Origin of the sequence: Pseudonocardia autotrophica (assembly GCF_003945385.1) — a bacterium.
Classification (GTDB): domain Bacteria; phylum Actinomycetota; class Actinomycetes; order Mycobacteriales; family Pseudonocardiaceae; genus Pseudonocardia; species Pseudonocardia autotrophica.
Genome location: NZ_AP018920.1, coordinates 567949 through 585794 on the forward strand (window position 1 = coordinate 567949; position 17846 = coordinate 585794).

Sequence of the window (17846 nt, forward strand, 5' to 3'; positions counted from 1 at the left end):
TCACCGGCGCCGGACGGCGCCAGGCAGATCAGCCAGGGGGCGTGTCGGCGCCGACGCTGCCGCCCCTCTGCGTTCACCTGGGCGGACGCGTGGTAGCGGGCGCGTCGGCCGGTCGTCGTGCGGGTCGACCGCCCGCAGCCGGATGGTCGCCGGATCGGCGGCGGGCTCACTGGGCGCCGCCCCACTGTCGTCGTCGGGGGCGGTGAGCAGGCCACGCCGATACAGCACGGCCAGGGCCAGCCCACACAGCAGCCCGATCACCAGCAGCACCAGCCACGGCGCATACGGGGCCCCGGCGGAGCGGGCGAGATCGATCGCCCAGCCCGTCCCCGCATTCCCGAGCAGGATCCCCACCCCGCACACGGTGTTGTAGAAGCCGTAGTGGGTCGCGACGAGCCGGTTGCGGGCAAGCCCGACGATGGTGTCCATCTCGAACGGAAGCACCACGGCGGTCCCGATCGCGAGCAGCGCCGCCGTCATCAGCAACGCCGCCACCCCCACCACGGTCGCGGCCACGGCGCCGACGTCGGGGAGCACGACGAGCAGGGCATCGGCGAGCAGCAGGGGCACGAACGCCGCACCGAGCACGACCAGGCCACGACTGAGCGAACCGGCCGGCCCCAGCGCGCACGACACCACGCGGTGACCTTCATCTGCGCGGCGATGGTGACCCCGCCGGAGACGACGTAGAGCGCGGTCACCAGCGCCGTGCCCAGGTCGCCCTGCCCGGCCAGTGTCCGGGCGTGCAGCGGCAGCGCCAGATACACCTGGTAGGACAGGACGTAGGTACCGATCATCGCGACGGAGAAGGGCAGGAACCCGCGGGTCGCGGCGACGTCGCGCCACTGGCCCAGGACCGGTCGCCGATCCGCTCGGTTCCCCGTCGGTGTCGCCGCCACGGGCCGGCAGCGCCCGGATCTGCAGCACCGTGAGCACCGCGAACACCGCCGCCGCTACCAGACAGGTCACGGCGAAGTCGATGCCGGTCAGCAGCAGACCCACGACCGGGCCGACCACGATGCCCGCCTGGTAGAACACGCTGAACAGCGCGAACGCCTCGACCCGGCGTTCCCCGGCATCACGGGCGATGTAGGCGCGCACGGCCGGGTTGAACAGCGCCCCGGCGAACCCGGTCGCGGCAGAGGCCACGACCAGGGTCGCACGTTGTCGACCAGACCGAGCAGCGCGAACCCGCCGGTCCGCAAGGCGCACCCGGCCACGATCATCGGCTTGTAGCCGAACCGGTCGGCCAGGCTGCCCCCCACCAGGAACATGCCCTGCTGGGAGAAGTTCCGCACACCCAGGATCACCCCGACGACCAGCACCGAGAGCCCCAGTCCCTGGGACAGGTGATCGGCCAGGTACGGGATGAGCATGTAGAAGCCGAGGTTGATGGTCAGCTGGTTGAGCAGCAGCAGCTGGACCGGCCGGTCGAACGACCGGTACCTGTCGAGGACCCGCATCAGCTCTCCGGCCCGGTGGGTGCGAGCACGGTGGTGCAGCGGGTCCAGCGGTGGACCTCGACCGCGTCCGGTCGGTCGATCTCGTCCGGGTCGTGCACGGGCGGGCCGCTGATCGTGAGCCCCTTCGCCTCGCAGAACTCGTCGTTGTAGACGGTGTCGAAGTAGCGCTGCGGCCCGTCGGGGAAGATCGCGGCGATCCGGGTGCCTTCCGGTCGGGTCCGGGCCAGCCAGCCGGCCACCGTGCCGACCGCACCGACGCTCCAGCCTCCGCTGGAGTAGCTGGCACACGCCATCGCCCGGCACGCCGACACCGCCTCGTGAGCGGCGACCCAGTGCACCTCGCTGAAGATGCTGTGGTCGACGTTGCGCGGATGGATGCTCGAGCCCAGGCCGCGCATCAGCCGCGGCCGCGCGGGCTGCCCGAAGATCGTCGACCCCACCGTGTCGACGCCGACGACCTCGAGGTCGGGCAGATGCCGGCGCAGCGCGCTCGAGATGCCCGCCGAGTGTCCTCCGGTGCCGACCGAGCAGACCAGCACGTCGATGCGGCCGAGCTGGCTGCGCAGCTCGTCTGCCAGCGGGGCGTAGGCGGACACGTTGTCGGGGTTGTTGTACTGGTCCGGGCACCACGCGTCGGGATGCCGGTCGAGCACCTCGGCGACGCGCTCGCGGCGCGCCTGCTGCCACCCACCACACGCCGCCGGGCTCTGCACGGTCACCACCTCGGCGCCGTAGGCACACAGCAGCCGGTACATCAGCGGTTCCATGCCCGGGTCGGACACCAGCGTCACCGGGTGCCCGTAAGCGATCCCGGCCAGGGCCAGGCCCAGCCCCAGGGTTCCGCTGGTCGACTCGACGATCCGGCCACCCGGCTGCAGATCACCGCGCTCGCGTGCCTGCTCGACCATGTGCAGGGCGGGGCGGTCCTTGATCCCGCCGGGGTTGGTGCCTTCGAGCTTGGCCCAGAAGCCCCGCCCGCCGGAGGCGAACGGCGCGTCGATCCACACCGTCGGGGTGGAACCGACGACGTCGGTCAACTTCACGCAACGCCGGGGCGCGACGCCTGGGCCATCGAGGGGGAGGGTCGTAAAGGGCAGAGACATGACGACAGACCTCATTCAGGCGCGGCGACACGCCGCGCCAGGGAGCGGTGATGGGACGGGAGGAGACGGCGACCAGGGGTGAGAGCCCGAGGTCGCCTGGCCTCTACGTCCGAGAGATCTGTGCCAGCGTCAGGTGGTGCCGCCCGCCTTCCGGGCGAGCGGGCGTGGTCTCGACCGCGCCGACCATCCACGGGGGTGCACGAGGTGCAGCCACCACACGGACGTCGATGCCCGCTCCCGCGACGGCATCGGGCAGGACGGGGCGATCCCCGCGAGCGGTCAGAGTCGACTCGTCATGGCTGCCGGCGTCATGGCAGACCGGAGCATCGTGGTCGGGATGCGGCGCACCGGAGCCCTCGGTCCCGGCTTCGTCGTGATGGTGCGACGACGACTGATCGACCGCGGCACTCGCGAACAGCTGCTGCTCCGCCGACTGCGCCGGTGGCCCTCCGACCACGAGCTCAGGCCCGTGCGCCGACGCGACCGGGTGCAGTCCACAGATCAGCGCGACCGCGGCCAGAGCGACAAAAAGGACGAACCGGCGAACGCCGACACCCGGTGCTCGGGTCTTCAGCTCGTCGACGGGGTCGCTCACAGTGACCGGACCGTATCAACGGGGATCGGCACGCCGGGGCGCGGCATCGCGGTCCATGCCCGGCGATCCGCTCGCCATCGTCGATGACGGCGCCGAGATGGACTCGCCGACGAAAGCGTCGCCGGCGCGGACGCGGTCGGGTGAGTAGATCCGCTCCGGCCGCGCCGACAGCGCCCAGCGCGTGCGGCCGTTCCTCGCCGAGGTCGCCGCGTCTGAGCCTGAACCGACACCCGCCGAAGTCCCAGTGCCCACGGGCGCCATGGAGCGAGGCCGCCCGGCCACAGCCGGTCCGGGGCGGCGGTTCGGTGGCCCCACGGAGCATCTGCACGCCCCGAGTCGAGCCGCAGCCACCGTGCACACCGATCAGCGCCCGGTCGTCTTCTCCGGTGGAGTCACGGACGGCGACAGGATCGGCACCGCTGCGTGACAACCTCGGACGCTGCCGGACGTCTTACGTGACAGGAGAACACCCGCCCCGTCACGCCCGGTGGCGTAGCGCGACCAACCACGAGGAGTGCGAATGCGGAGCACGGCGACGCTGCGGACCCGGTTCGGCCGGCTCATGGTGGCGAGCCTGGTGACGGCGACCGGGATCGGCCTCGCCGGTACCGCGCTCGCCGATACCGAGAACAGTGACGTCGCCGCCCAGGCGCACGCCGAGCCGGCGGCGCCCGGCACTCCGTGCTCGATCTCGACCCGCGCGTGTGTCGATCTCGAAACGCAGCGAGCATGGCTGATCCGCGACGGCCAAGTCACCCGAGGCCCGGTCCCGATCGCCTCGGGCGGCGCCGGGCAGGAAACCCCGCTCGGGCACTCGTTCCGCGTGTATCGCAAGAACAAGGACCATGTCAGTGGCGAGTTCACCGGCCCCGACGGCAACCCCGCGCCGATGCCGTGGGCTGTCTTTTTCGCCGACGGTGGGGTCGCGTTCCACGGCGGGGATCGCGAACGCGCGTCGGCCGGGTGCGTGAAGCTCGATCTACCCGAGGCAGAAGCGTTCTTCAACGACCTCGCCGAGGGCGACAAGGTCCAGGTCGTCAACGCCTCCGTCGAGCAGAAAGCGCGCGCCGGAGCACCGGCGAGCGGCTGACCAAGCAATTATGAACGTGCCGGCAGCGCGCTGCCGCGGCAGGTGTCAGCGAGGCAACGCCCTCCGCAGCTGCTCCACCGACGGGGCGCCCGATAACCCGGCCTCGCAGCGATAGACGCGGCACGAGAATGCGCCTGGCCCGGTGGCCTGCTCGGCGAACGGGTCTGCTCCGTCGATCAGGATCGTGGGTGATCCCGCGAACTGCGGGGTTGCGTCGACGGTCTCGGCGATCACGGTCCGGACTTCGATAGGGGTACCGGTATGTCCGGTGTCGTCGAGGGCCTGGCGGAGACGCGTGGAGGCGATGTCCTCGTGCGGGCAGTTCGGTACCACCAGCAGCTCTATCCGCATCACAACAGTGTGCCCCGAGCGCGCCGTGGCGGCAGTAGCATCGTGACGGAGGCGGTCGCATGGACACGCACCAGGTCAGCGAGGAGGCGTCGCCCGCCGACTTGGGCCGCCTGACGCACGGGACGCGTTGGACGAACCGGGAACTGCTGTTCCACATGGTCCTCGGCTACGGAGTCGTGCGGACGCTGCTTCCCCTGGTACGCACGCTCGGCCGAATCGGTTACAGCCAGCGCTTCGCCGCCAGCCTCAACGCAGGGCGCCGACCCTTCCATGCGATCAACTACCTCGGTCCCTGAATCGCGGCTCGCCTGCTGTCCCCGTGTGCCATGACGGCCCTGCTGGACGCCGTCATTGGCACTCTGCAACGGGGCCTCGCCGCCGAGACTGAGCGGAGCCTGGCCTGGAGCATGCACGTGCCGACCGGGTGGGACCCCTACTTCACGCCGAGGATGAGCGTGCTCGATGTCTACCACTTCGGGACCCAGCACTTCGACCACCATCGACGCCAGCTCGCGCTCACGCCCCCAGCGGATTCCGGGAACGGTGCGATCTCCTCAGGATGAGCGCCACGCGGCGCCAGCGGCCTGGCGCAGGAGCCTGTCAGCCATGTCGGGCTTGCCGCTGTTGCCGACGCAGAACAAACCGCGCCCCACTACCCAGGTGTTCGGTCACGACGTCGTCGCTCTGGTCGGGGTGCCGGTCAGTTCGGCGAGCAGGTGGCGTACCCGGGTGTCGATGTCGTCGCGGATGGGGCGGATCTGCTCGGCGGTCTTGCCGGCGGGGTCGGTCAGCTCCCAGTCGATGTAGCGCTTGCCGGGGAACACCGGGCAGGCGTCGCCACAGCCCATGGTGATCACGACGTCGGCCGCTTCGACCGCCTCGGTGGTGAGGCGCTTTGGGAACTCGGTGTCGAGGTTCAGGCCGATTTCGACCATGACCTCGCGCACGGCGGGGTTGATGCTGTCGGCCGGGGCGGATCCGGCCGAGGTGACCCGGACGGCGCCGGCCGCGTGGTGGGCCAGCAGGGCGGCGGCCATCTGGCTGCGGCCGGCGTTGTGCACGCAGACGAACAGGACTTCGGGGACGGCGGCTGTGGTGGTCATGGTGGCTCCTTGGGACCGGGCTGCTGTCGCGAGCCGCTCGTGGGCGTGGCGGGCGGCGAGGACAGGCAGGTGGGTGGTGATGCGAGCGGTCAGCGCCAGCTCGGTGAACACGTCCACGACCACGGCCTGGACCGTCTCGGGACCGAAGGTGCCGTGGAATCTGCGGCGCAGCTCGTCGACGGCCTGATAGAACCGGGCGTGTGGGCTGCTGAGCGCGAAGTGTTCGAGGTTGCGGCCGCCCGCCGGGCGCCGTCGCGCGATGGCGGCGACGACCGGCGCGGGGTCGGACGAGAAGGCGTCCATGACATGTCCGCTACTCGCCGGTCGAGCGGGTGCTCATCGGGGCCTGCTCGACCGAGACAGCGATGTGTCGGTGGTGGAGAACATGCGACGGCGCAGCCACAGCGACACGTACACCAGCGCGACGAGCACCGGGACCTCGATCAGTGGCCCGACGACCCCGGCCAGGGCCTGCCCCGACGTCACGCCGAACGTGCCGATCGCCACGGCGATGGCGAGCTCGAAGTTGTTGCCGGCGGCGGTGAACGCGAGCGTGGTCGTGCGTTCGTAGCCCATGCCGACCGCCCTGCCGAGGGCGTAGGAGCCGGCCCACATCAGGGCGAAGTAGGCGAGCAGCGGTAGCGCGATCCGGGCGACGTCGAGCGGCTGGGAGGTGATGGCCTCGCCCTGCAGCGCGAACAGCAGCACGATGGTGAACAGCAGCCCGTAGAGCGCGAACGGCCCGATCCGCGGGAGGAACGTCTCCTCGTACCAGGCCCGGCCCTTGGCCTTCTCGCCGAACCGGCGCGTGAGGTATCCGGCGAGCAGCGGGATCCCGAGGAACACCAGCACCGACTTCACGATGTCCCAGGTGGAGAACGACACGTCGGTGACGGGCAGGCCGAGCCAGCCGGGCAGCACGATCAGGTAGAACCAGCCGAGCACACCGAACATGACGACCTGGAACACCGAGTTCAGCGCGACGAGCACGGCGGCGGCCTCGCGGTCGCCGCAGGCCAGGTCGTTCCAGATGATGACCATGGCGATGCAGCGGGCGAGGCCGACGATGATCAGCCCGGTGCGGTACTCGGGCAGGTCGGGCAGCATCAGCCAGGCCAGGGCGAACATCAGTGCCGGGCCGAGGACCCAGTTGAGCACCAGCGAGGTGATCAGGAGCCTGCGGTCGCCGGTGACGGTGTCGAGGCGGTCGTAGCGGACCTTCGCCAGCACCGGGTACATCATGATCAGCAGCCCGAGCGCGATCGGCAGCGAGATCCCGTCGATCGTGATGGCGTCCAGGGCCTCGCCCAGGCCGGGGATCAGTCGTCCGGCGCCGAGGCCGACGGCCATGGCGGCGAGGATCCACACCGCCAGGAACCGGTCGAGGGTGGACAGCTTCGTGACGACCGGGTCGCCGGACGGCCCGGGCTGGCCGGCGGTGGTGTCGGGGGTGGCGCTCATGCGGGCAGTTCACTTCCATCGGGGGCACAGGTGCTGCGCAGGGGGGAACCGGCGGGGACGAGGACGTCGGCAAGCATCGCGACGGTCTGCGGGTGCACCCGGTAGTAGATCCAGGTGGCGCGGCGCTCGCTGGTGACCAGGCCGGCCTCGCGCAGGACCCTGAGGTGGTGCGAGATCGTCGGCCCGGTCAGCTCGAACGCGCCGGAGATGTCGCAGACACACGCCTCCCCGTCCTCATGGGCGGCGATCAACGACAGCAGCCGCAGCCGCACGGGGTCACCGAGGGCCTTGAACGCGGGGGCGACCTCGGCGGCTTCCGCCGAGCTGAGCGCAGCGCGGGTGGCCGCGGACGAGACCAACAACGGCGACAGATTCGACACTCGTCTATCTTCATCAGCATCGAACCAACAGCGCAAGCCGACGGCGTGTGAACTTCGACCTACATCGAATCAGCTAGCTCGCCCGCCCGCACTGCGAGCGGGTGTGACGCCTGCCCGCCGCTCCCAGAGCGGCCACGGAGCGGCGGCTGTCACCGGGCGATCCGGGTCTGTCGGGACCGGTCGCTAGCGTCTCCGACATGTCGGACATGCCGTCCCCGTTGCGGCTCACCGCGCAGCAGCGGCTGAACTGGATTGCCGAGCAGTGCGAGTACTGGAAGCGATACCGCGAGTCCCCACAGGTCGCGGCTCCGGGCAGCATCCTCGACTTCGACGACGCGGTCTTGCCGGAGTCGCCGCCGAGCCACCTGGTCGCCTACCGCATCGCGCACGCGGTCGAGCACCTGGAGTTCTTCCTGTACCCGCTGGTGAACGGTGGGGCCGGGTTTCCGACGGCGCCGAACACCGTCGCGCGCTCCGGGGTGATCGCGGCGGCCCACGCCTTGTGGATGCTCAGCCCCGGCGAACGCGACGAACGGCAGCGGCGAGGGCTGAGGATGGCGCACTTGGAAGCTGCGCGAGAGCGCACCGCCTTGTACGAGGTCGAGTCGACCCCCGGGGCCCCGGTCGCACCGGTGAGGCGGGCCATTTGGCAGCGTCAGGTCGACCGCTGTGACGACCTCATGGCCAAGGCCATCGCCGCTGGCGCAACGCTGGATATGACGGCCAAGGATGTTGCACGCGCGCCCGATGACACCACCGTGATCGACCACGTGGCCAAGGACTACATCGGCGCATCGTCCACCGACGACGCCGCCCTGGTCACGGCCTACCGGTTGAACTGGCGCATGCACAGCGGGAACGCGCACGCGCTGCGGTGGGCCGCGCTGTGGCACAGCGATCTCATGGGGCCCTTCGCCCGAGGAGGCGCCGCGGTACGCATCACGGCCGGAGGCGAGGAAGGGCTATCGATGGTCGCCGCGGCGCTGGCGTTGTTCATCAAACGGGCGATCGAGTTGTTCGAGCACGCCCGGCAGCGACCGAGCGACAGATAGCCGCCCTGCTGGTCACACGCTGGCTCCGCGCCCTCGGGATCCCTGGATTCGCCGGGCGATCACCCCAGCTCCTCGGGGGTGCGAGCGCGCACGATCGCGGCGACCGCGTGGGGGTGGACCCGGTGGGTCTCGGTGATCTCGACGTCGACGAACCCGGCCGTGTGCAGCGCGTGGGTGAACTGCCGGTGGGTGAGTGCGCCGGCGATGCAGCCGGTCCACTGCTGTGGGTCGTTGCGAGTGGTCTGGCCGATGTCGGTGTCGGTGATGATGTCGGAGACGGCGAACCGCCCGCCCGGGCGGAGGACGCGGGCGGCTTCGGTGAGCACGACGGTCTTGTCGGCGGCGAGGTTGAGCACGCAGTTGGACAGGACGACGTCGACCGAGTCGTCGGGCAGTGGGATCTGCTCGAGGTAGCCCTCCAGGAACTCGACGTTGTCGGCGCCGGCCGCGGCGGCGTTGCGGCGGGCCAGGTCGAGCATCTGCGGGGTCATGTGCATGTCCAGTCCGATCGCCCGGCCTCGCGGCCCGACCCGGCCCGCGGAGATCAGGACGTCAGTGCCGGCGCCGGAGCCGAGGTCGAGCACCGTCTCGCCCGGGTGCAGGTCGGCGACCGCGGTCGGCACCCCACAGCCCAGCGACGCCGCCACCGCGGCAGCCGGAGCCCCGGTCGCTTTGTCGCCGTAGAGATCGCCGCCGTACATGGCGGTGGTCCCGGTGGGGCCGCAGCAGCCGGCCTCGAATCCGGGCTGGTCGAACTGCTGCTCGGCCTGCAGCGCCTGCTCGAAGTCTCCTGCGGCGGAATGGCGCGCGGCGGCGGCGTAGTGCTCACGCACCCGCTCCCGGATGGGCGGCTCCGAGGAAGCGGATCGGTCGGCGGGTGGGGTGGTGTGCTGGGACATGGCGGTGCCTCCGTGGTCGGATCAGCGGTGATCCACCTCGTCCGGGCCGGTCGTCGTGGTCGGCTGCGGGGACGAGACGTCGGCGTGTCGGGGCACGGTGTCGTCGGTACTGATGGGGCGGGGAACGGTGCCGATGGCCAGGAGCGCGGCCAGGGCGGCGATGGCGGCGAGCAGGACGAATACGGCGGGGTATCCACCGAGGGCGACGGCGAGCGCGGCACCGGCCCAGGGCGCGAGGGCGGTGGCGATCATCGCCGGTGCGGAGAGCAGCCCGTTGAGTCGTCCGTAGTGGGCCGAGCCCCAGCGGTCGCTGATCGCGGTGGCCTGCAGCAGGGTGAACACGCCGCGGGCGGCGCCGGCGAGCATCGCCGCGGCGACGAGCAGAACCTCGGGGCCGGGCAGCAGCCCGAGCAGCAGGGTCGCCACAGTGGACAGGGCGAGGATCACCACGGCCCGCATCCGCACCGACAACGCGGCGGCCAGGCGCCCGTAGCCGAGGCGGCCGAGGACCTGGCCGAGCCCGCCGAGTCCCAGTGCCCAGGCGGCCTCGGTGGTGGACAGGCCGCGTTCGATCAGCAGCGGGACCTGGTTGACCACGACCGCGAACGCGGAGAACGTGCCGAGCGCGATGGCCGGGACCAGCAGCCAGAACGCGCGGCTGCGTACGATCTCGCGCGGGGCGTGCGCGGAACCGGCGGCCTGGTCGCTCTCGGCTGTGGGGTCGTGGTCGGGCCAGGGCCCGCGTAGACCGAACAGGTGCGCGGGAACGGTGATCACGGCGAGGACGCCGGCGAGGACGAGGTAGGTGTTGCGCCAGCCCAGCCCGCCGAGCAGTCCCGCGGTGAGCGGGGCGAAGATCGTGGAGGCCAGTCCGGCCAGCAGGGTCAGTGCGGTCAACGCGCGGACCCGCCGGGGTCCCCACCAGCGGGTCAGGGCGGCGAATGCGGGCGGGTAGAGCGTGCCGGCCATCGCTATCCCGGCCAGCACCCAGGCGGCGAAGAACAGCGGCAGGGTCGGCGCCCATGCGATCCCGACGACAGCGGGCGGCCCCAAGATCGAGCTGGCGGTCATGACCGGGCGCGGCCCGATGCGGTCCAGCCATCGCCCGGCCGGGATCCCGACCAGTGCCGAGATCACCAGCCCGGTGGAGAATCCGGCGGTGATCATCGAGATCGACCAGCCGGTGTCGGCGGCGATGGCCGGGGCCAGCACGGGGAAGGCGTAGTACAGCACGCCCCAGCTGACGATCTCGGTCACGCACAGCACGACCAGCACCCGGCGCAGCCCGCCCGGGCTCAGCGTCCCGGGCGTGGCAGTCGTTTCCACAGGGGGCATTCGCGGTGGCCTTCCGGCAGGCCCGGCACGGCCTGCGGCAGCGGGTCGCGCCGGGCTGGACAGCGGTCGGTCGGTCAGTCTCGCGCCTGTGCGGTTTGCTCGACCGGTTCGGCCGGGCCGCAGCAGCCGCCCTCGGCCTCCGCGGTGGCGTCGGTGGGGTCGTCGAACAGTCCTGCGCCGCCGCAGACCCCGGTGTCGGGCAGTACCAGTTCGACCCGCTCGGCGGCCTCGTGGTCCCCGGCCAGTGCGGCGGCGACGGAGCGGACCTGCTCGTAGCCGGTCATCGCCAGGAATGTCGGTGCGCGGCCGTAGGACTTCATCCCGACCACGAACACCCCGGGCTCGGGTTGGGTCAGCTCGCGGGCGCCGTGTGGGTAGACCGTGCCGCAGGAGTGCACGTTCGGGTCGATCAACGGGGCCAGTGCCCGGGCGGCCTGCAGGGTCGGGTCCAGGTCCAGCCGTACTTCCGCGAGCCACGACAGGTCCGGGCGGAACCCGGTCAGTACCACGACCTCGTCGACCGGGGCGAGCCGGCGCCCGTCGAGGGACTCGAGCACGAGCCCGTCGCCAGTCTGGGCGACCGCGCTGGTGCGGAACCCGGTCACGGTGCTGATGTGTCCGGCCTCGACCGCGGCCGCGGCGCGCCGGCCCAGGGCTCCACGGGCGGGCAGCTGGTCGGCCTCGCCACCGCCGAAGGTGTCGCCGACCTGTCCGCGGCGCAGCAGCCAGTCCACGTGTGTGTCCGGCGCGGCCTCGGCCAGCTCGGCGAAGGCCACCAGTGCGGTCAGTGCCGAGTGCCCGCTGCCGGCTACCGCGATCCGCTTGCCGGCGTAGCGGGCCCGCACAGCCGGGTCGGCCAGGTCCGGCACCTGGTAGGCGATGCGGTCGGCCGCGGCGCGCTCGCCCGCGGCGGGCAGCCCGTCCGCGCCGAGCGGGTTCGGCGAGCCCCAGGTCCCGGAGGCGTCCACCACGGCGCGGGCGAGGATCCGCTCCTCTCCCGTCGCGGTCTGCACGTGCACGGTCAGCGGTTCGGTCTCGCGCCCGGCGTCGACCACCCGGTCCCGCCCGCGCCGGGCCACGCCGGACACTCGGGTGCCGAACCGCACCCGACTCCCCAGTACCTCGGCGAGGGGCTGCAGGTAGTGCTGCGCCCACTGCTGCCCGGTCGCGTAGGTCTGCGGGTCCGGGTGCGTCCATCCGGTCGGGGCCAGCAGCTTCTCCGCCGCCGGGTCGACCACCTCGGCCCATCGGGAGAACAGCCGTACGTGGTGCCACTGCCGCACCTGCGCCCCGGCCTGCTCACCCGCTTCGAGCACCAGTGGCTCCAGGCCGCGGTCGAGCAGATGCGCGGCGGCGGCGAGCCCGACCGGCCCGGCTCCGACCACCACGACCGGCAACGTGTTCTCACTCATCACGACCTCCAGGGACCGGCACCGTGTCTTCATCGACGTTCGTCGATGCGCTGGCCGGACTGTATCGACGGTCATCGATTGACGCAACCATCGATGTGTGTCGATACTGGGCGGCATGAGCACCACCGCGGCCCAGCAGAGCACCGGCACACCGCTGCCGGTGCTGACCGACGTGTCGGCCACGCCGGCACAGCTGCCGGTCGCCGACGCCGAGACCTACGCCGGTTGGTTCGCCTGCCTGGCCGAGCCGACCCGGGTGCGGCTGCTGCACGCGGTCGCGGTCGCCGCACGAGCGGTCGCGGTCGGGGAACTGGCCGAGCAGCTCGGGATCTCCCAGTCCACCTGCAGCCACCACCTGCGCAAGCTCGCCGACGTCGGGTTCGTGAGCCTGCACAAGGAGAAGACCGCCACCCTCGTCTCGGTCCATCCGGCCTGCTGCACGGGGCTCCCGCATGCCGCCGACGCCGTCATGGGCATGCTCGGGCCGCGCCCGTGCTGCCCCACCGACCTGCCCGCCGACGTCACCGTCCGCGCCATGCAGGCCGGCGACTGGGCCGCGGTGCGGCGCATCTACGCCGAGGGCATCGCCACCGGCCACGCCACCTTCGACACCGAGGTTCCCGAACGACGCGAGCTCGACCGCCGATGGCTGCCCGAGCACCGGTGGGTCGCCGAGCTCGACGGCCACATCGTCGGCTGGGCGGCCCTTGCGCCGGTCTCGACGCGGCCGGTTTACGCCGGCGTGGCCGAGTCCTCGATCTATGTCGCCGACGGCTCCCGCGGGCGCGGGATCGGCAAGGCGCTGATCCACCAGCAGGTCACCGCCGCCGACGCCGCCGGGCTCTGGACCCTGCAGACCGCGATCTTCCCGGAGAACCGGGCCTCGGTCGCGCTGCACCAGTCCGCCGGCTACCGCACCCTCGGCCTGCGCGAACGCATCGGCCGCCACTACGGCGTCTGGCGCGACACCGTCTTCCTCGAACGCCGCACCGCCACCGACCCCGACTAACCGCGCGGCGACCCACCCGCGCCACAACCTTCACCGCCGACCCCGTACGCGTCGCCGGTTGATCACTCCTGCCCGCGTTCCTCCCGACGGAGGACCGTCCCTGTGAGGTGCCATGTCCAGCTCTGTTCACCCCGGCACGTCCGGCTCGTGCGACGCGATCGTCATCGGTGCGGGCCAATCCGGGCTCGCCGCCGCACACGCCCTGCACCGGGCCGGTCTCGCGCCGGTGGTCCTCGAAGCCGGGCCCGAACCCGTCGGCTCCTGGCCGCACTACTACGACAGCCTCACCCTGTTCTCCCCGGCCCGCTACAGCTCGCTACCCGGGCTGCCGTTCCCCGGCGACCCCGACCGGTATCCCCACCGCGACGAGGTCGCCGACTACCTGCGCCGCTACGCCACCCACCTCGACGTCGACATCCGCACCGGAACACGGGTCGACACCATCACCGCAACGCCCGGCGGCTACCAGGTCAACGCCGGCGAGCAGACGCTCACCGCCCCGCTGGTCATCGCCGCCACCGGTGGCTTCAGTAACCCGTACCGGCCCGCCCTACCCGGTCTCGACGCCTTCACCGGCCAGACCCTGCACGTGGCCGACTATCGCCGACCGGAGCAGTTCGCCGGCCAGCACGTCGTGATCGTCGGCGCCGGGAACTCCGCCGCCCAGATCGGCGTCGAACTCACCCGCCACGCTCGAGTCACGCTCGCCACCCGGGCACCCGTCACGTACGCCCCGCAGGTCATCCTCGGCCGCGACATGCACTGGTGGTCGACCACCCTCGGGTTCGACCACCTGCCCGTCGGGCCCTACCTGCGCAGCACGCCGTCGGTGCCCGTGGTCGACGACGGCACCTACCGCGCCACCATCGACGCCGGCCGACCCGGCCGAACCCCGATGTTCACCGACATCGACGGCACCCGCGTCACCTGGCCCGACGGGCGCACCGAGCAGGTCGACACCATCCTGCTGGCCACCGGGTACCGACCGGACCTGCCCTACCTCGCCGACCTCGGCGCCCTCGACCACCACGGCCGGCCACGCCAGATCCGTGGACTGTCGACTTCGCACCCCGGGCTCGGCTACGTCGGGCTCGAATGGCAGCGCAGCCTCGCCTCGGCCACCCTGCGCGGGGTCGGGCGCGACGCGCGCTACGTCGTCACCCGCCTGCTCCGCCACCGCACGGCGCCGCCTGCCGTTCGGTGCTGCGAGCTGTCGGCCGCCGTCTGAGATGGCCGGCCCGAACCGGGGGTCGAACGCTGATGGCGGACCCCTTGACGGCGCCTGCTTCCCGGGAGGAGCAGTTCGGCACCACCAGCAGCTCCGCCCGCATCCCAAGTGTGCTCCCGGCCCGCCGCGACGGCCGTAGCATCGGTCGCCGGAGGCGGTCGCATGGATCTGTACGACATCGGCGAGGAGATGCGGCGAGCCCAGGCCGATTTCCACCAGCTCATCGCCACGGCCTCGCGGGAGCACCTGCACCGCCCGACCCACGGCACGCGGTGGACGAACCGGCAGCTGTTGTTCCACATGGTCCTCGGATTCGGGGTCGTCCGGATGCTGCTTCCCCTGGTGCGGACGCTCGGCCGCCTCGGCTACAGCCGAGGATTTGCCACCGCCCTGAACGCGGCCCGCTGTCCCTTTCACCTGGTCAACTACCTCGATCCCTGCCTCGCTGCTCGGCTGCTTTCTCCGCGTGCCACGATCGTGCTGCTGGACGCCGTCATCGCCTCGTTGCGACGTTGTCTGGACACGGAGACCGAGCGGAGCCTGCCCGCCGTGGTGGCCAGGCGGTGATCGATCCTGGTCGCAGTCCACGAGCTCGTCCACGAACTGCTGACTACGGGTCAAAAGATCATCTGTCCGACACCAGGCCCGCTCATGGCCGCGCGGCCGAGCGTCGATCGGAACGCCTACGGCGTGGCCTGCCGGCCCGGTGGCTTTGCACGGCCGGTCTCACGGTCAAGGGCGCTCCGCGTCGCTGCGCGACAGCCCTTCGGGCTGCCCGTGGACCATGAGCCTCGCCGGCCGTGCTGGGTCGCCCTTACGGGCAGCGGGGGACAGCGCCCCGCCACCCGCAAGCGGGTACCCGGGCCGACAGGCCCCACGTTCATCGGAGGCCAGCATGGGCAGCAGGAACCAGACCAGCACGAGCACCGAGCGGGCGATGGCCGCGGAGGCCGCACGGGGCGGGTTCTCCTCGGTCGGCAACATCGCCGTCCGGGTCGCCGGGATGGTGCCGACCAGGGTAGATATGCGGTTCGCGGGCACGCCGCAGCAGCAGCTCGGGATCTCCCTCGGCACGATCCTGGCCTACATGTCCACCCACCTCACGGCCCAGGCGATCGCGGACAAGTGGGCCGCGGCCGCGCCGATGGCCCGCGGTCTGTCGCAGGTGCTGCCGGTTGGGCGGCATGGCGCGATGGCGTCTGGCCCGTGGCTGCTCTCGGCGATGGTCCGCTTCGCCGGGATGCCGACGGTGAACGCTGATGTGCTGACCGCGCAGCCGGGGCGGGAGTTGCCGACGATGCTGCGGATCCAGGTCGGTCCGGTCACGTGGGAGCTGGCCGACGCGGCGGCGTACTCGTCGATGCTCAGCGCGTGGCGGATCGCCGCCGACCTGCTGGCCGCGCCCTGTGGAGATAACCCGCCGGTGTGAGCCGCAGCGGTGGGAATGTGGATTACTCGGCCCGGCCGCTGGCGCGGCCGGGCCGCCGCACGTCAGGCTCAGGTCATGGAGTGGCGGGTTGGGGTGTTGCGGTCCGGGGTGGAGAACGTGGTCTGGACCGACCACGGCACAGGGGTGAACTGGCAGAGCGCCCGCGACGCCGCGGTCGACGCGCTGTATGAGCGCGCAGTGCTGGAGGGGCGTCAGGAGTACCGGATTCAGGTCGGGGAACAGGAGGGGTACTCGTGGCCGGGGGTGACCGAGGACGGCGAGCTGGACCTGTCGATCATCCGCGACGTCCTGCCGCGCCAGTACTACTCGCACTGACCGCGAGCCGCCGAGGGCCTCGGAGCCGCGGTGCGCTCAGGGCCGCGCCGGCCGTGCGCTCGGGGTGGACGCCTGTGGCGGTCATCCCGCCCAGTGTGGCTCGCGTCTCATCGGTTCTTCGTTGGTACGCACGCTGGGCGAGGATCTCCGTCCGTCGCTTACGGCGACCACCCGGAGTGATCGACGCGTCGATACTTCATCGCTCCCTTCCAGGAATGGAGGCGAGCGGCGAGGCCGCCCGCGAGGTGCTCGTGGGATCAATCGTGGTGCGAACCGTCGGCACCCGGTGCGGTTCGTGATGCGTGGAGTTACGCGCAGCGCGACCATTGGCGCAGGTAGATGATGGTGTGCGCGAGTTCATGCGTCCTTTTAATCCGCGGGTTCGGGGTTCGATCCCCCGGAGGCCCACACCTTATGAGCTGCGACGACAGCCTCGCACCGCAGCTCGAACGCAAGGCTTGTGGAATCAGATGTAGCGCGGGGTCGCTGTGCGTGGCCGTGTGTGCCGGGATCGCCCCGGTGTCGAAGCGTCGGCGCTACCTGCGCGAGACCGTCCCGGCCGGCCCGAGCGCCCAGCGTGAGGCCGAGAAGGTCATGCGGCGGCTCGCGACCCAGGTCGACGAGCGGCGCAGCCCGCGCACCGGTGCGACGGTGGATCAGTTGCTGGACAAGCACTTCGAGCTGGCCGACCTGGACCGCGATACGCTGTCGACCTACCGCGGGTACGCCGACCGCCACGTCCGGCCGCTGATCGGCACCACGAAGGTCGGCGTGATCGACGGGGCGTTGTTCGACTCGTTCTACGCCGAGCTGCGCCGCGGGCGGGCGCACTGCGACCGCCGGCCCTTCACCGAGCACCGCACCGACCGTGGCCACGAGTGCGATGCCCGATGCCGTCCGCACGCCTGCCGGCCGGAACGATCCGGCAGATCCACTTCATCCTCAGCGGCGCGTTGAAGCGCGCGGTGCGCTGGCGCTGGATCGCGACGAACCCGATCGTCGAGGCCGAGCCGCCGTCGGCGCCGCGGCCGAACCCGCAGCCGCCCAGCGCGGCCGAGGCGGCGCAGATCTTGGCCGCGGCGTGGGAGCGGGACCCGGCGTGGGGTGTGCTCGTCTGGCTGGTGATGGTCACCGGGCAGCGGCGCGGGGAGCTGTGCAGCATCCGGTGGCGGCAACTCGACCTCGACCGGGGGGCGCTGACGCTGGCGCGCAGCATCGGCCAGCGCGACGGTGAGGTCTGGGAGAAGGACACCAAGACCCACCAGCAGCGCCGGCTCACCCTCGACGAGCACGCCGTCGGGCTGCTGCGCGCCCACCAGGACCTGTGCCGGTGCAATGCGGAGCAGGTCGGCGCGACGCTCGGTCGAGACGCATTCGTGTACTCCCGCTCGCCGGACGGCTCGACGCACCTGCTCCCGGACTCGGCGACCCAGCGCTACGGCAAGCTCGCCGTCGCGACGAAGGCCGACTCGGTGCGGTTCGCGATACGGAACTTCGCGTGAGCGCCATGGCGTGGAGTTCGCGGCTGCGGTTCTGGTGAACAGGTGTTCGCTGATTTGCTGGTTCGCCCCCTCCTCGGGCGGCGACTTCGAGGACCTCT

At 71.6% G+C, this 17846-nt stretch carries 22 protein-coding genes; 11 read left to right on the plus strand and 11 right to left on the minus strand.

Annotated elements, in window-relative coordinates:
- The 4 genes from Pdca_RS02795 to Pdca_RS02805 all read right to left on the minus strand — a co-directional run bounded on the left by Pdca_RS02795 (window position 1) and on the right by Pdca_RS02805 (window position 3161).
- Entirely contained in the window at window positions 1–1101 is a 1101-nt protein-coding gene (locus Pdca_RS02795) for an MFS transporter (RefSeq protein WP_232021616.1), read from the minus strand.
- Window positions 987–1463, minus strand: coding sequence for an MFS transporter (locus tag Pdca_RS36635; protein ID WP_232021389.1), 477 nt, complete (start codon window positions 1461–1463; stop codon window positions 987–989). The genes Pdca_RS02795 and Pdca_RS36635 overlap by 115 nt, the downstream gene beginning before the upstream one ends.
- Window positions 1463–2500 (minus strand): PLP-dependent cysteine synthase family protein, encoded by a 1038-nt coding sequence (locus Pdca_RS02800; protein ID WP_085916705.1) that lies wholly within the window; start codon window positions 2498–2500, stop codon window positions 1463–1465. Before Pdca_RS02800 ends, Pdca_RS36635 begins: the two co-directional genes overlap by 1 nt.
- Window positions 2501–2669: 169 nt before the next feature.
- Window positions 2670–3161: a hypothetical protein gene (locus Pdca_RS02805; RefSeq protein ID WP_085916700.1), complete on the minus strand. Its 492-nt coding sequence runs from the start codon at window positions 3159–3161 to the stop codon at window positions 2670–2672.
- 520 nt (window positions 3162–3681) lie between these two features.
- Between Pdca_RS02805 and Pdca_RS02810 the strand changes: the two genes are divergently transcribed.
- Window positions 3682–4251 (plus strand): L,D-transpeptidase, encoded by a 570-nt coding sequence (locus Pdca_RS02810; RefSeq protein WP_085916701.1) that lies wholly within the window; start codon window positions 3682–3684, stop codon window positions 4249–4251.
- A gap of 45 nt (window positions 4252–4296) precedes the next feature.
- Here Pdca_RS02810 and Pdca_RS02815 read toward each other — a convergent pair whose 3' ends face one another.
- Window positions 4297–4602: a hypothetical protein gene (locus Pdca_RS02815; protein WP_085916702.1), complete on the minus strand. Its 306-nt coding sequence runs from the start codon at window positions 4600–4602 to the stop codon at window positions 4297–4299.
- A gap of 59 nt (window positions 4603–4661) precedes the next feature.
- Here Pdca_RS02815 and Pdca_RS36240 point away from each other — a divergent pair, with 59 nt between their 5' ends.
- Complete coding sequence (locus Pdca_RS36240) at window positions 4662–4898, plus strand: hypothetical protein (RefSeq protein WP_197719899.1); 237 nt, start codon at window positions 4662–4664, stop codon at window positions 4896–4898.
- Between the two features lie 30 nt (window positions 4899–4928).
- Window positions 4929–5165, plus strand: a complete 237-nt coding sequence (locus Pdca_RS36245) for a hypothetical protein (protein WP_197719900.1) — start codon at window positions 4929–4931, stop codon at window positions 5163–5165.
- 105 nt (window positions 5166–5270) lie between these two features.
- On the opposite strand, the gene Pdca_RS37920 is transcribed toward Pdca_RS36245, so the two are convergent.
- The 3 genes from Pdca_RS37920 to Pdca_RS02835 are packed head-to-tail and all read right to left on the minus strand — an operon-like array spanning window position 5271 to window position 7546.
- Entirely contained in the window at window positions 5271–6008 is a 738-nt protein-coding gene (locus tag Pdca_RS37920) for an arsenate reductase/protein-tyrosine-phosphatase family protein (protein WP_085916703.1), read from the minus strand.
- Between the two features lie 33 nt (window positions 6009–6041).
- Window positions 6042–7166: an ACR3 family arsenite efflux transporter gene (gene arsB / locus Pdca_RS02830; protein WP_125911220.1), complete on the minus strand. Its 1125-nt coding sequence runs from the start codon at window positions 7164–7166 to the stop codon at window positions 6042–6044.
- A complete protein-coding gene (locus Pdca_RS02835; protein ID WP_085916494.1) occupies window positions 7163–7546 on the minus strand; it encodes an ArsR/SmtB family transcription factor in 384 nt (127 codons plus the stop codon). The genes arsB and Pdca_RS02835 overlap by 4 nt, the downstream gene beginning before the upstream one ends.
- Before the next feature lie 197 nt (window positions 7547–7743).
- Between Pdca_RS02835 and Pdca_RS02840 the strand changes: the two genes are divergently transcribed.
- Window positions 7744–8598 carry a hypothetical protein gene (locus tag Pdca_RS02840; protein WP_085916495.1) on the plus strand — a complete coding sequence of 285 codons (855 nt, stop codon included), beginning with the start codon at window positions 7744–7746 and terminating at the stop codon, window positions 8596–8598.
- 59 nt (window positions 8599–8657) lie between these two features.
- Here the strand turns inward: Pdca_RS02840 and arsM are convergent, their stop codons facing one another.
- The 3 genes from arsM to Pdca_RS02855 all read right to left on the minus strand — a co-directional run bounded on the left by arsM (window position 8658) and on the right by Pdca_RS02855 (window position 12244).
- Window positions 8658–9497, minus strand: a complete 840-nt coding sequence (gene arsM / locus Pdca_RS02845) for an arsenite methyltransferase (protein WP_085916496.1) — start codon at window positions 9495–9497, stop codon at window positions 8658–8660.
- Window positions 9498–9518: 21 nt separating this feature from the next.
- Complete coding sequence (locus Pdca_RS02850; protein WP_085916497.1) at window positions 9519–10832, minus strand: MFS transporter; 1314 nt, start codon at window positions 10830–10832, stop codon at window positions 9519–9521.
- A 74-nt stretch (window positions 10833–10906) separates the two neighbouring features.
- A complete protein-coding gene (locus Pdca_RS02855; RefSeq protein ID WP_085916515.1) occupies window positions 10907–12244 on the minus strand; it encodes an NAD(P)-binding domain-containing protein in 1338 nt (445 codons plus the stop codon).
- Between the two features lie 115 nt (window positions 12245–12359).
- Between Pdca_RS02855 and Pdca_RS02860 the strand changes: the two genes are divergently transcribed.
- The 7 genes from Pdca_RS02860 (at window position 12360) to Pdca_RS02890 (ending at window position 17748) form a co-directional block, all read left to right on the plus strand.
- Window positions 12360–13253 (plus strand): helix-turn-helix domain-containing GNAT family N-acetyltransferase, encoded by an 894-nt coding sequence (locus tag Pdca_RS02860; RefSeq protein ID WP_085916498.1) that lies wholly within the window; start codon window positions 12360–12362, stop codon window positions 13251–13253.
- 112 nt (window positions 13254–13365) lie between these two features.
- A complete protein-coding gene (locus tag Pdca_RS02865) occupies window positions 13366–14481 on the plus strand; it encodes a flavin-containing monooxygenase (RefSeq protein ID WP_085916499.1) in 1116 nt (371 codons plus the stop codon).
- 162 nt (window positions 14482–14643) lie between these two features.
- Window positions 14644–15048: a hypothetical protein gene (locus Pdca_RS02870; RefSeq protein WP_085916500.1), complete on the plus strand. Its 405-nt coding sequence runs from the start codon at window positions 14644–14646 to the stop codon at window positions 15046–15048.
- A gap of 328 nt (window positions 15049–15376) precedes the next feature.
- Window positions 15377–15910, plus strand: coding sequence for a hypothetical protein (locus tag Pdca_RS02875; RefSeq protein WP_085916501.1), 534 nt, complete (start codon window positions 15377–15379; stop codon window positions 15908–15910).
- Between the two features lie 75 nt (window positions 15911–15985).
- Window positions 15986–16246 carry a hypothetical protein gene (locus Pdca_RS02880; protein WP_085916502.1) on the plus strand — a complete coding sequence of 87 codons (261 nt, stop codon included), beginning with the start codon at window positions 15986–15988 and terminating at the stop codon, window positions 16244–16246.
- A 492-nt stretch (window positions 16247–16738) separates the two neighbouring features.
- The gene (locus tag Pdca_RS02885; protein WP_085916503.1) at window positions 16739–17203 is read left to right on the plus strand and encodes a hypothetical protein; all 465 of its coding nucleotides are present in this window, start codon (window positions 16739–16741) and stop codon (window positions 17201–17203) included.
- A complete protein-coding gene (locus Pdca_RS02890) occupies window positions 17137–17748 on the plus strand; it encodes a tyrosine-type recombinase/integrase (protein WP_085916504.1) in 612 nt (203 codons plus the stop codon). The genes Pdca_RS02885 and Pdca_RS02890 overlap by 67 nt, the downstream gene beginning before the upstream one ends.
- Window positions 17749–17846 lie beyond the last annotated feature (98 nt).

Excerpts from the sequence above, each read along its gene's own strand:
- Pdca_RS36635 (WP_232021389.1), bottom strand. The coding sequence starts at position 1,463 with ATGCGGGTCCTCGACAGGTACCGGTCGTTCGACCGGCCGGTCCAGCTG.
- Pdca_RS02810 (WP_085916701.1), top strand. The coding sequence starts at position 3,682 with ATGCGGAGCACGGCGACGCTGCGGACCCGGTTCGGCCGGCTCATGGTG.
- Pdca_RS02815 (WP_085916702.1), bottom strand. The coding sequence starts at position 4,602 with ATGCGGATAGAGCTGCTGGTGGTACCGAACTGCCCGCACGAGGACATC.
- Pdca_RS36240 (WP_197719899.1), top strand. The coding sequence starts at position 4,662 with ATGGACACGCACCAGGTCAGCGAGGAGGCGTCGCCCGCCGACTTGGGC.
- Pdca_RS36245 (WP_197719900.1), top strand. The coding sequence starts at position 4,929 with ATGACGGCCCTGCTGGACGCCGTCATTGGCACTCTGCAACGGGGCCTC.
- Pdca_RS37920 (WP_085916703.1), bottom strand. The coding sequence starts at position 6,008 with ATGGACGCCTTCTCGTCCGACCCCGCGCCGGTCGTCGCCGCCATCGCG.
- arsB (WP_125911220.1), bottom strand. The coding sequence starts at position 7,166 with ATGAGCGCCACCCCCGACACCACCGCCGGCCAGCCCGGGCCGTCCGGC.
- Pdca_RS02840 (WP_085916495.1), top strand. The coding sequence starts at position 7,744 with ATGTCGGACATGCCGTCCCCGTTGCGGCTCACCGCGCAGCAGCGGCTG.
- arsM (WP_085916496.1), bottom strand. The coding sequence starts at position 9,497 with ATGTCCCAGCACACCACCCCACCCGCCGACCGATCCGCTTCCTCGGAG.
- Pdca_RS02850 (WP_085916497.1), bottom strand. The coding sequence starts at position 10,832 with ATGCCCCCTGTGGAAACGACTGCCACGCCCGGGACGCTGAGCCCGGGC.
- Pdca_RS02855 (WP_085916515.1), bottom strand. The coding sequence starts at position 12,244 with ATGAGTGAGAACACGTTGCCGGTCGTGGTGGTCGGAGCCGGGCCGGTC.
- Pdca_RS02860 (WP_085916498.1), top strand. The coding sequence starts at position 12,360 with ATGAGCACCACCGCGGCCCAGCAGAGCACCGGCACACCGCTGCCGGTG.
- Pdca_RS02865 (WP_085916499.1), top strand. The coding sequence starts at position 13,366 with ATGTCCAGCTCTGTTCACCCCGGCACGTCCGGCTCGTGCGACGCGATC.
- Pdca_RS02870 (WP_085916500.1), top strand. The coding sequence starts at position 14,644 with ATGGATCTGTACGACATCGGCGAGGAGATGCGGCGAGCCCAGGCCGAT.
- Pdca_RS02875 (WP_085916501.1), top strand. The coding sequence starts at position 15,377 with ATGGGCAGCAGGAACCAGACCAGCACGAGCACCGAGCGGGCGATGGCC.
- Pdca_RS02880 (WP_085916502.1), top strand. The coding sequence starts at position 15,986 with ATGGAGTGGCGGGTTGGGGTGTTGCGGTCCGGGGTGGAGAACGTGGTC.
- Pdca_RS02890 (WP_085916504.1), top strand. The coding sequence starts at position 17,137 with ATGCCGTCCGCACGCCTGCCGGCCGGAACGATCCGGCAGATCCACTTC.